10 protein-coding genes are annotated in these 12,015 nt (G+C 46.3%); 2 read left to right on the top strand and 8 right to left on the bottom strand.

The genetic code is table 11. The features are described from left to right. Positions 1–17: 17 nt before the first annotated feature. The 5 genes from PQQ36_RS05605 to PQQ36_RS05625 all read right to left on the bottom strand — a co-directional run bounded on the left by PQQ36_RS05605 (position 18) and on the right by PQQ36_RS05625 (position 5,323). Positions 18–377, bottom strand: coding sequence for a response regulator (locus PQQ36_RS05605; RefSeq protein ID WP_011082062.1), 360 nt, complete (start codon positions 375–377; stop codon positions 18–20). Between the two features lie 31 nt (positions 378–408). Further along, positions 409–663, bottom strand: a complete 255-nt coding sequence (locus PQQ36_RS05610; RefSeq protein ID WP_040111200.1) for an STAS domain-containing protein — start codon at positions 661–663, stop codon at positions 409–411. 334 nt (positions 664–997) lie between these two features. After that, entirely contained in the window at positions 998–3,025 is a 2,028-nt protein-coding gene (locus PQQ36_RS05615; RefSeq protein ID WP_047111366.1) for a tRNA(Met) cytidine acetyltransferase TmcA, read from the bottom strand. 98 nt (positions 3,026–3,123) lie between these two features. Continuing rightward, positions 3,124–4,098, bottom strand: coding sequence for a ParB/RepB/Spo0J family partition protein (locus PQQ36_RS05620; protein WP_011082065.1), 975 nt, complete (start codon positions 4,096–4,098; stop codon positions 3,124–3,126). Between the two features lie 7 nt (positions 4,099–4,105). After that, entirely contained in the window at positions 4,106–5,323 is a 1,218-nt protein-coding gene (locus tag PQQ36_RS05625; RefSeq protein WP_011082066.1) for an AAA family ATPase, read from the bottom strand. Between the two features lie 1,409 nt (positions 5,324–6,732). Here PQQ36_RS05625 and PQQ36_RS05630 point away from each other — a divergent pair. After that, the gene (locus PQQ36_RS05630) at positions 6,733–8,703 is read left to right on the top strand and encodes a replication initiator protein RctB domain-containing protein (RefSeq protein ID WP_047111369.1); all 1,971 of its coding nucleotides are present in this window, start codon (positions 6,733–6,735) and stop codon (positions 8,701–8,703) included. A gap of 352 nt (positions 8,704–9,055) precedes the next feature. On the opposite strand, the gene PQQ36_RS05635 is transcribed toward PQQ36_RS05630, so the two are convergent. The 3 genes from PQQ36_RS05635 to PQQ36_RS05645 are packed head-to-tail and all read right to left on the bottom strand — an operon-like array spanning position 9,056 to position 11,303. After that, entirely contained in the window at positions 9,056–9,523 is a 468-nt protein-coding gene (locus tag PQQ36_RS05635; protein WP_017791381.1) for a hypothetical protein, read from the bottom strand. Then, entirely contained in the window at positions 9,523–10,455 is a 933-nt protein-coding gene (locus PQQ36_RS05640) for an ATP-binding cassette domain-containing protein (protein WP_017791382.1), read from the bottom strand. The genes PQQ36_RS05635 and PQQ36_RS05640 overlap by 1 nt, the downstream gene beginning before the upstream one ends. Before the next feature lie 2 nt (positions 10,456–10,457). Further along, complete coding sequence (locus PQQ36_RS05645; RefSeq protein ID WP_045597508.1) at positions 10,458–11,303, bottom strand: ABC transporter ATP-binding protein; 846 nt, start codon at positions 11,301–11,303, stop codon at positions 10,458–10,460. Positions 11,304–11,652: 349 nt separating this feature from the next. On the opposite strand from PQQ36_RS05645, the gene PQQ36_RS05650 reads away from it, so the two are divergent. Next, complete coding sequence (locus PQQ36_RS05650) at positions 11,653–11,850, top strand: PA3496 family putative envelope integrity protein (protein ID WP_011082071.1); 198 nt, start codon at positions 11,653–11,655, stop codon at positions 11,848–11,850. Positions 11,851–12,015 lie beyond the last annotated feature (165 nt).

Below are 12,015 nucleotides of genomic sequence, written 5' to 3' on the forward strand. Positions count from 1 at the left end.
GACATTGCTGTGCGTGGTTAAAGCACGCGTTTTAGTGTTTTGAGCAACGTATCGGGATTAAAAGGCTTCACTAACCAACCAGTTGCCCCTGCGGATTTGCCTTCCATCTTTTTTTCCGGGCTGGTTTCGGTGGTCAACATCAGAATGGGAATAAATTTGTATTGCGGTATCGCCCGCATGGCGCGCACTAACTCAAAGCCGCCCATGTTAGGCATGTTAACGTCGGAAATCACCACATCGAACTTGGTGGTTTTGGATTTTTGTAATGCGTCACTGCCATCATTGGCGGTTTCAACATCGTATCCAGCATCTTTTAATGTGTGACTGACCATTTGACGAATAGAGACAGAATCGTCCACTGCGAGAATCTTAACCATCTCAGCCCCCTAGATTTCAAACTGACACCAATTAATTAAGCTCATAACCCAGCAGTTCGATGCCTTCGGCAAGAACATCGGAGAACGCTTTGAGCTCCAGTGTTGAACCTGTTTGTTTGACGCTGCGGATAAAGGAAACCAGTGCTTGAATGCCAGAGGCATCCACTTTTCTCACTTCGCTTCCTATCAACTGAAGAGGTTGGTCTGATTCAAGCCATTGCAAATATTGAGCACGGCACTCTTGTACCGAAGAAATATCCAAACACTCAGCCAGCCAACATTCCATGGATTTATCCTTATTGTCTTTCTTATAAACACAGGTGCATATTTTCAGTCTAGAAAGGATTTATTAATACGCAAATTCAGTAAGGACTCTTTTTTCAACTTACTTTAAGCAAAGGGGCAAGAAATTAACTTTTCTTTCGAAAAAACAAAATGCTAGATAGACAGAAATGATGATAATTGAAATCGCTGGTGGCTTCGTGTGCGGATTTACAGTGTAAATGCGCTTGAGCCGCTTTGGCTTGCTACTTAGACGTAACAAGGAAGTGGCTTTTCAACGTGTCGACCTGAGAACGATGAAAAGCCAGTTTACAGTGTAAATTTGTTGAGCGAGACGATTAATGCTCGTGACACAGGGCAGCAACGTGCTGGCGTAAAAGCAGCTCGACTTGTTTACGCCCTGGTAATCCCGCCATTTGTGCGCACTCAGACCAAGTATGATTTTGCAGCACTTTGCGAATCAACAGTTGGTCCACTTGGCTGGCTTCCAACATCAACACCCAGCGTTTTAACCAAGGCAGCACGCTTTCAAAACTGTTGCCGCCCAACGCATAGTGCCGAATCAACGAAAGAGCCTCAGGGGGCAATGCATTCGCTCCTAACGCTGGCAGCAGCGCGCGAACCACCTCGGGTTCGAGATCATTCAATGCCGCACTCAGCCATTCCGGCAAAGTCTGTTCAAACATCTGCTCGGCTTTTTCGACCCAATGCTCAGCACAGGATGTCAGCGGTTTGACCATCATCACCGCGTGACAACCGCTAGCGGCATCTCGACTAAAACCGACACGCACAGGGCGATATTGGCTATGCAGCCAAAACCGCACTAGGGACTCTGTTGCGCCAAAACTGGTGGAAAGAAAATCGACTTGCAGATCTAATTGCTGTTCAAGTTGCGCCAACATAGCCTGCCCTACCCCGAGCGATTGATACTGTGGATGAACGGCAATACGCATGACTCGAAGCGAGTGTTGTTTCGCGGCGGCTTTTAATCCCAGATGGTTAGCCAGTGAGATCGCGATTAAATGACCTGAAGGACGACGCTGCCCCAACTGCACTTGCGTAATCAAAGCGCTTTCTAGCCCCCCTTCCTCAACGGTGAGTAAGCAGCCCAATACATCACTGTTGCACTCTGCCAGCCAAAGTTGACAGTTGGGATCGGACAGTAGCTGCATCAAGTCGTTTGGTGAAGTTTGATAATGAGCGTTGACCAACAACGCAAAACAGGCACGCAAACGTGCTGGCTGCGCCAACAGTTCGCTTTTGTCCACCAAACGTAAAGCAAGGTTTTCCAGCACCACATTCTCTGGTGTCGGCAGTTCGGCATTGAGTAAAAAGGTGTCGTTGAGCCACAACTCAAGAGGGTCGTCTGGCAACCAACGAATTGGCATATTGAGATGAAGATGTTTCATGCCAGGTCGCTGGCTCTGCAACCAAGGTAAAAACTTGGCCGTAAACCCTCGGCCACATCCTTCGTAGCCATGAATGGTCGATGACAACACCGCACGGTGATAGTGTTCCACCATCCGTTTTAGCATCGGCAATGGAATGGCCGCCGCTTCATCAATCAACAAGAGATCGCATTTCGGTAGGCGCTGTAGCAAATCATCGGGGGCGACGAATTCCAAAACCGCATTCTCACTCTCTAGCCTGCTTTTGCTCTGTTGCCACACTACGCCCTCCAATTGGCTCTGTGCATGGTGGAAAACGGGTTCGACTGCAGCGGAAGTTGGCGCGGTGAGCAAAATACGCATTTTGCGTGTTTTCATCAGTTGGCCACTGGCAATGCCAAGTGCACTGCTTTTGCCTCGGCCTCGGTCAGCGGTTAACAACAACGGGCGCTTACGATGACCCGTTACGACATGATGAACATGCTCAACAGCTTGTTGCTGCTGCGCAAAGCGCCCTGTTGCGTTTGTGGGTAATGGCGGCCAAACGGGCTGATGAGTGATGCCATCGCAGCCCATTTGAATCAACTGTTCAAACTGGCCAATGAGCCACTGCTCCCACGGCGTATTGGCCGCCTGCTCAGAGACCAGCAACAGCAGCATACCACCACCACATAGCGCGCCACAGGCTGCACTAAAGCTGTTTGCATCAAACTGATTGCGACAATCGACCACCAACAACTGACACTCTTGCCCCAGCAGACGTTGACCCTGCTTCACCGACACACATTGGGTTACGTCATCGGCACTGGCGATGCCCTCCCCCATGACGAAGATTGAGCGAGGTGATTGCTCAGATAGCAAACCTCGCACCAGCGCGATTTGCCAGTTGTCAGGCCCTTTAAGCACCACCCCAACTCGCCAGCCTGTTTGCTCAGCGTGCTGCTGAATATGGATCAAAGATTCAATTTGCGCGTTCATCTTCACTACCGAAAACCAAAGTCGCGTTATGGTAGCACAAGATCAAAAAAAGCCGCATTCGCGGCTTTTTCATCTTACTTTCTAACGCAGTAAAGGCGTTAGCCTAGCTTGCTTTCAAGGAACTGCAGAATCTCTTGCATGGTTTTGTCATCCACTTTTTTCAAGTTTAGTGACAAGTTGCTGCCTTTGCGGCTGTAGCTTGCGCGATCTTTCACTAGTTCAACTTTCTCAGCTTTAGCCTTCGCTTTCACTGGGCTCAGTTCCGCAATCCACGCTTCGATGTTTTCCGTCACTTCTTTGGTTAAACGAGCCACACCTTGCGCTTGGCTGCGTTGCCAAACAAAGCCTTCGTTTGTGCGGCATTTATTAAGCAGCGCTTTTTGCTGCGGTTCTGCCAACGAATTATATTGCTTGTGCAGCTTGACGATGGTTGGACGGCCAAGGTCACTCACATTTGGATACGCTTGCAGTAACTCAAGTGGTAATGAGGCCGCTTTTAATGCGCCACTGACGAGGGCTTCACTGCACTGGAACATTTTCGCCAGCGCTTTTTGGTCTTCCGCGTCGCCTTTTTCCAGTTTTGCCAACATCTCTTTGCCCTTCTCATACAAAGACAAAGGCTTGTGGGCATTCGCCACATCAGAGAGGAACTTCGCATGTTCCGTGCTGATGTTATCCGCCACATAGACTAAGAAATCTTTGCCCGCCAAAATACAAGACATACGACGGCGACTACCGTCCAGTACTTCGATTTTGCCATCCGCCGTACGACGACCCACGGCTGGATACTGCTGGCCACGATCACGTAGTGTGGCCAAAACATCTGACAGTGCGTGCTCGGTTAAGAAAGATTGTTCACGCGCATTTTCTGCAAAAACGGAGGTTTGTGTTGCCACTTGATCGGCGGCAATACGGATCAGCTCGAAGGTCACCGTTTCTTCACCCGCGACCGCCAATTCAATCACTTGTGCTTGTTCTTTTGCTGCTGTTTGCGCTTCTTGCGGTGTTGCCACGCGGCGTTTGTTCGCTTTGCCAAACAGTTTTGCATTGAGATCGGAAGTTTTAATCGCCATAACTTAATTACCCTTGATTCAATGAAGACCAGTAAGAATGCAGCACACGCTCTAGTTCCAATGCGCTCTTTTGTACTGCGTCTTGCGCCGTTGCTAAGGTCTTCTTGCCTCCTTCAAAATCACTTGTCGTGAGGTCAAATACCGTGCTGTACGTGTCGGCACAAGTTTCGAAGGCGCGGCTACGTGGAATGGTGGCCATCATCACTTGATCACCAAGCAGATAGTTCATTTCTGTCAGCACAGAGACTTGCTTCTTGTTGTCATCTTCAAACATGGTTGGCATCAGACGCACAAACTCCAACCCTTTCCAATCCTCTGGGAACATTTCGTACACCGTCGGTAGATGCTGGAAGAAGTTAACCGTTGATGCCCAGTCTAAACGCTTAGCCGCACATGGAATCAGCAGTGCATTGGAGGCGTACATCGCATTCCACACCAGTGGATCGACGTGAGGACCAGTATCAATCATGATGATGTCGAAGTCATCGGCAATCTTGTCAATCAGCTTTTCTTTCAGCAGACGTACAATGTCTAGCGATTGATTTTGCGACAAATATTGCCACGCTTCAGCATTGAACATCGCATCTTCAGGGAATGCAGAAATGGTCTTCAAGTTTGGATATTGCGTTGGTAGCAACACATTCTTGTGAAGGAACGAACGATCCACGTCGACGTTTTCCGGCACATTATCCAACATGATATCGACCGCCGAGTAAATATTGTCGTGCTCAGCAATGCTAATTTGTGGATTGAGGAACAGACGCAGCGACCCTTGAGGATCCAAGTCAATCAAACAGATACGGTAGCGCTTGTCTAAATTCAGTGCCAAGCAAGCGGCTAAATGCACCGCCGTCATGGATTTACCCGTACCACCCTTTTGGTTCTGTACGTTGATGATCCAAGGCTTGCCATTGCCACCATTTTTACGCTGGTGGAACTTAGGTACTCCCGCAGCGTCCATCAGCATGTGCGCTTCTTCAAGAGTGATCGAATAGTGATTCGCGTTATTCTTGGTAAACTGGTGACCTTCCGCTTCCATTTTACCGATGGCATCGTCCAACTTACGTCGGGTTAATCCAGAACGCGTTTCCATCAATGCTTTTGACATCGGCGGAAAATAATCATCACTGCGCTCTTCTAGCACTATCTCAATACGGTCGGCTTGCACCTGTTGGGTTGATTCAGCCAACTGCATGAGATTTTCGATCGTTTTTTCTCTTTTCATTGTCTATTCCTTTAAGAAATATCTTTCACCCGATTGTACAGCACTTTCAACTTATGACAACAAAAAGGTGAACGGTCATTTTGAAGAATAATCACATAAAAATGAATTCATCGCGTCATAATGATGTAAAAATCAGCAAAGACTGACTAATTGAGAAAATTCTTATTTAAAATCTAGCAAGCAGTAAGCAACAAAAGAGCAAAGATTTAAAATGTTACGACGTCACATATTTACAATGTAAAGTCAAAGTAACTCGGAACGATTGACATTGGTCACTAAACTACGGTCAATGTAAGATGAATTTTAACAGTGCGTATCAAAACGTTATGCCACTAGGTAAATACGAGGTCCATTTGTTCGTTCAAGCAACACTGTGACTCGGTGGGTTATTTTAAGCTTCGATATTTTTGTACAAAATACGTTCAAAAAAGCCTCAATCCTATTCTATAAAAAGAACGAATTAATCCGTTGGAGTACAAAAGAGGCCAATGTTCAGCTGCTCCATAGAGACCGACATCTCTTGATCATGCTTTCGATGATGGCATAAGAACATGGAAAATGTTCATTTTATGTCTCTGGAAGAATGATCAAGTGATGCTTTGATCATTCTTCCAGAGATTGAGCCGTTATCGAAACGATGATCATGGTAATTCATACTGTAAAATAGGCCTTCCGATGATGGCGTTAATGATCCTTATAATACGGAAAGATGATCAAGTAGCGATGGATTCGGAAGCATGAAAAAATATCACTAAGTTACGGTCAAATGCAGATAGAACGGGAGATCAAGCTCGTTTGGCTCAATTCATCATCTAGTGAGATTGGCTTTTAGATTAGAATATTGACCTTGATATGCCGTGATCATGCTTTCGTATTTTCTCGATGAAATAGCGATGAAAGACAAGAAGATAGATTTGCTGATTGTTTAGCCAAACTCAGCGAGAATTGCGGAAAAAACATTCGCATCCTGACAAACAAGCTTTATGATGATCATGCTTCCGTCTGTTCATTATTACGAATGACAACGTGAAAACAGCAAAGTTATTCTCACCGCTGTGGATAAGTTGTTTACTCATCATGATCATGCTTTCCTTCTTACGTTGATCACGCTTGCGCATTCATGATGATCATCTTTACGTCTCGGTTTGATCATGTTTTCGCAGTCTATATGATCATGCTTTCTGGATTATTATGATCATGCTTCCTCGGTAGTAAAAATAAACCTTTTGTTTTACAGTAAGTTACTAGCAATTTCGCCGCTAGATCAATAGATCATATAATCAATTAAGATCATATTAATCAAAAAGATCAGTTATTTAAAAACAAGCTTTTTTCTTTATTTATGATCTATTTTTCTTTATCCTCTTGGAACTATAGCGCTTTTACGGTCAATGTGATCTGGATCTAGAATGACAACGGAAGAAAAAATACTGATCAAGGCTCCAAGAAGCCACAAAGATGGTCACCTATTTGAAGTCAATGAATCTTCAGCAGATTGGGTGGAGCAATATCAGCACTTCAAAGGGGTAACAAAAAGTATTCTTGAATTGCTAAACCTCATTTCATTAAGAGGCTTTAGCAGCAAAGATGGTTTGGTTTCCACCACAGAGCTGGTTGAAGCAACCGATGGACACTTAACCCGAGCAGCGATTCAGCAACGACTGAGAGCAGCGGTCAGTATTGGTTTGTTCACTCAAACTCCGGTACGTTTTGAAGAAGGGCTCGCTGGGAAAACCATGCTGCATCACTTCGTCAATCCAAATAAATTGATTTCCGTTTTGGGCGCTACCAGCCTTGTCACTGAGAAAGTCAAACAGACCGAAAAAGAGAAGCGCTCTAAGGCACTGGCTCAAACCCAAGTGAATAAGCGACTACTGAATGAACATGGCTTGAATACACCGCCTGGCATGAAGGATGAAGCGGATCAATTCGTGGTTTCTCCGACCAATTGGGCCGGCATTATTGATCAAGCTTTAGCACCACCAAGAACACGCAAGAATTACCAAAAATCGATGGTGTCGATTTCCGGTACACGTGCAGTGATCGAGACACGATCATCGAAAAACATCATGACGGTGGACGATCTCATGACGTTGTTTGCGCTGTTTACCTTGACGGTTCAGTACCATGATCATCACAAAGAAGAATATCAAATGGATGCGGCGCACATTCCAAACAAAACGCCGTTGTACATCACCGATATTCTGTCTCTACGTGGCAAAAAAGACAGTGGTCCGGCACGTGATTCCATTCGTGACAGCATCGATCGCATCGAGTTTACCGATTTCCAACTGCACGAGCTTACTGGCCGTTGGTTAAGTGAAAACATGCCTGAAGGCTTCAAGAGTGATCGTTTCCGCTTCCTAGCACGCACCATTACCGCGTCGGAAGAGGCCCCTACAGAAGGCAGTGATGGCGAGATCCGTATCAAACCTAACCTCTACATCTTGGTATGGGAGCCATCGTTTTACGAAGAACTGCTCACTCGCGACTATTTCTTCCTGTTTCCGCCCGAGATCTTGAAACAGCATACCTTGGTGTTTCAACTCTATTCCTATTTCCGGACACGTATGGCACGCCGTCATACCGACAGCATGTTGCTAAGCGAACTTAACCAAAAATTGGCGCGAAACATTGAATGGCGTCGTTTTTCGATGGATCTGATCCGCGAATTGCGCCGACTGTCAGAAGGGAAGGGGACAGAGGATCTTTTCGTGGTCAATTTGTGGGGCTACCACCTAACGGTGGAAACGATCCAAGAACAAGACAAAGTGATCGATTACCAAGTCGATATCAAATGTGATGTCGAAGAGGTGCTGCGTTATTCGCGCGCGCGCACCACTAATGCGGGTAAACGCAATATGGCGCCAACTTTGCCAAACCCTCTGCGTAATGAAATGGTCAGCAAACAGAAGCTCGATGAGCTTTCAGGCATTATTGATGGTGAGTTTGAACCGATTCAACGCAAAGAACGTTCTCCAAAAGGCAATTTGGGCCGCCGAGTGAAGCTACGTAAGCACATAGTTGAGATCAATGCTGACGAAATCACCATTACCCTAACCAAATACACCTCCCCAGAGGCGCTAGAACGCAGTATAACGGCATTATCGGCAATGACAGGGCATCCATATGCTTCGATTAAAGAAGAGTGTCAGGAGCTGCTAGAGAAGCTGGATTTCATTCGGGTTGATGAAAGCATCTTGCCCTACGAAACTTTGAGCAAAGTGGTTGAGCTTTACAACGGTCAAACCGAAAACAAACATTTGTCCATCGAACGTTTGATCGCGGGCCTAGCTGTACGTCGTAAAGTGTGTCGCCAAGTCTTTGAGGGGCATTTGGATGAGACGGTTTTCCGCGCGCTAGACGAAGTCGCTGTCTAACAGTCAACACCTTGATCATGCTTTCAGGCTTGAGAAGACTCAGGCCTGATTGGTTTTTGCTGAACGGATTGATTCACGTAACGAATTATTGCTAATTGCAACAAATTGTATATTGATGGAAAACAGACCGAACGTTAACAATTTGCTGACATTGCCCCCAGCCTACGCCGCTAATATCAACCACGAATAGACAACCTTTTGTCCTTTCTGATGATTAATAGATTGGCTCATATTGTTACATTCATTCTGAATAGATTTCGCGAGTTCTGTTGAACTCGCTTTTTTTTTGCCTGCTGAATGCGCGTCTCGATCTCGCGCTATACCTTGATCATCTTTCCGTCTCTATGGGCGACTAGTGCCAAATCACTTGATCATGCTTTCGAGGTTCATTCCACGCTAACGCTTCCATCAATTTGACATGCCCTTCAATCAGACAATGTGCCCTAGTGAGCCAGTTTTGTTGATCTTCTTGCTGATTACAAAACTCTAAGCTCAGTACCGCCATATGCTGCAAGCGCTTCATGCACCAATCGCGAATGGCCATATCGGTATTATGATCGCACGCTACGCGCTCGAGTTGACTTGACGTGTAGTTGAGCAACTCGAACGCGCACTCAGGATTGAGATAGCGATGCTGCTGAAACAGTCTAAGACATCCATCTAGCCAACACGCTATCGCCTTGCTTTGATCGTCGCTGAGCTCAGGCCCAAACACCGAGTCCGGCGCAGAGAAGATGATCGTTTTCAGCGTATCACCTTGATCATGCTTTCGATCTTGGTACCAAGTCGAAATGTTGTTTAGCCAGATAGAAAGATCCATTACGCCGCCTTAGTCCATTGTTTTACAAAATGATTTGGCCCAACTTGCTCACATTCATCCACCACAATGCTGCTTTGCTGACGAATCACGTCGGCATCTAATGAATAGTCTGGTTCACTTTTCACCAGATCGCCAAATGGTAAGTCTGGATCAGGCACGGCGGAGATCAGCAACTTGGTGTAAGGGTGTTGCGGATTGCTCAAAATGGCGCGGGTGTCACCCCATTCGACAATCTGCCCTTTGTACATGACCGCGGTCTCTTCTGCGATGTAGTGCGCGGTAGCGAGATCGTGCGTGATGTATAGAAAGCCAATGCCAAGCTCTTTTTTCATCCGCTGCATAAGGTTCAATACCCCCAAGCGGATGGACACGTCTAACATGGATGTGGGTTCATCCGCTAAAATGATTTGCGAACCCACCGCTAGCGCTCGGGCTAAATTGACACGTTGTCGTTGGCCGCCGCTCAATTGGTGGGGAAACTTGGTTAACGTCTCTTCGCTGAGCTCCACCAGCGCCAATAACTCGGCCAATTTGGCCGGTACTTCTGCGTCTGAGAATACTTGACCATGAATTTTCAGAGGGCGAGTCAAATGATGCTCAATGGTGTGTGTTGGATTGAGGGAGCCAAATGGGTCTTGAAAGACCATTTGTACCTTGCCGCGGTAATCCAATATCTCTTTGCGAGATTTAAGTTCTGAGATGTCTTTGCCCTGAAATAGAATCTCTCCTTCAGTTGGCGGGTAGACCTTTGTGATCAAACGGGCACAGGTGCTTTTCCCACATCCTGATTCTCCCACCAAGGCCAAAGTTTTGCCTGCATATAGGTTGAAACTGACACCATGCAGCGCGCGAAACGATTCTTGGCGTGCGAAGCCTCCGCCGACAGTAAATTCTTTAACGACATTTCTAAGTTCGATGACGGGGGTTGTCATGATTACGCTCCTTGCTCGACGGTGCTATGCACATCATGAATATTGGGAAAAGAGGACCAAAGTTTCTGAGTGTAGGGGTGTTGTGGGTGGTTGCGGATCTGATAGGAAAGATCGACCTCAACGATCTCGCCATGACGCATGATGGCAATGCGATCACACAGTTGACTCATCAGGGCAAGATCATGAGTGATAAAGAGCACTGAAAAACCAAACTCTTCGCGTAACTGATAGATTTGTTGGAGGATCTCGCGTTGCACCACCACATCGAGCGCCGTGGTGGGCTCATCCATGATGATCAATTTCGGATTGAGAGACAGTGCAATTGCGATCACCAAACGCTGGCGCATGCCGCCACTAAACTGGTGCGGGTATTCACTCAAACGGTGACGCGGAATATTGACCAGATCGAGCAGCTTTTCTGCTCGATCTTTTGCCTGCGCATCGGAAAAACCGCTGTGGTGGCGAAGGACATCGGCAAATTGCTCCTCAATGGTCAGCACGGGATTAAGCGAATTCATCGCACTTTGAAACACCATGGCAATTTCACTCCAACGCAATACGCTCAGAGCTTGGTCGGACAATGCCAGTAAATTGCGACCTTCAAACAGAATTTCCCCCCCAGAAATAAATGCGGGCGGTTTGTGAAGGCGATTGATTGCAAAGGCAATGGTACTTTTTCCGCACCCCGATTCGCCTGCGAGGCCAAAAATCTCCCCTCGGCCAATATCGAAGCTTACGGACTTGACCGCATTGAAATCGCCGTTGTCGGTGATGTAATCGACACACAAGTTTCTAACCTGCAACACGGGATCTGGATGGAACGCTTTGCCAGCGTGAAACACACTCATAGAGACACCTTACATTAATATAATGATAATTATTATCATTTATCAGGTGTTATGCGTTTGCAAAAGAAGGAGGCAAGAATTTGTTGAAGTGGCTCGAAAGATTGGTGTTGAATAGGCGCAGAGAAGAAAAAGTATCGGCTGAAAATGAGAGCTTGATCAGTTCATTTTCGTTGGGGGAATTTCCTGAATGTACTTTGTCGATTTCGATTAAGCAAAAAGTTAATGACGGATTTATAATTTAGTTGGTAGAAGAGTGGAAATGGTCACATTTCCTCACTGTTTTGCTTAATTCACGAAATCGGGTTTGCTATAGATCGGGTGTCGAAAACATGGTGCGTTCGGAGGAGATATGTCCATTAATTCAATCAACCATGACGAGATGGCAGATATGGCTCACAAATGGGAAGTTTCTGAAGAAGAAGTTGTCCTAAGGCCAGAAAAGCAAGTGAAATCAGCAGAGGCGAGACGCCGAATTGAAGCGCTAAGAGAGATCCGCGAAAGTGGTCTGAGCATTGAAGAAGCCAAGGAACTAGGATTGCTTCACTAAGTCTTGCTAACGATATGATTTTATAAACCTTGAGGGTAGCATCATGCTACCCTTTGTGTTTTTAACTCGGCCATCAAAGCGCTGCCAACCCCGTTCGCTGTTTGACAATCCTCCTGCTCGTTACTAAACACTATATCAATAAGATGTGCATTTTGTTTCTTATTC

Origin of the sequence: Vibrio sp. CCUG 15886, assembly GCF_028570825.1 — a bacterium.
Taxonomy (GTDB): Bacteria; Pseudomonadota; Gammaproteobacteria; order Enterobacterales; family Vibrionaceae; genus Vibrio; species Vibrio vulnificus_B.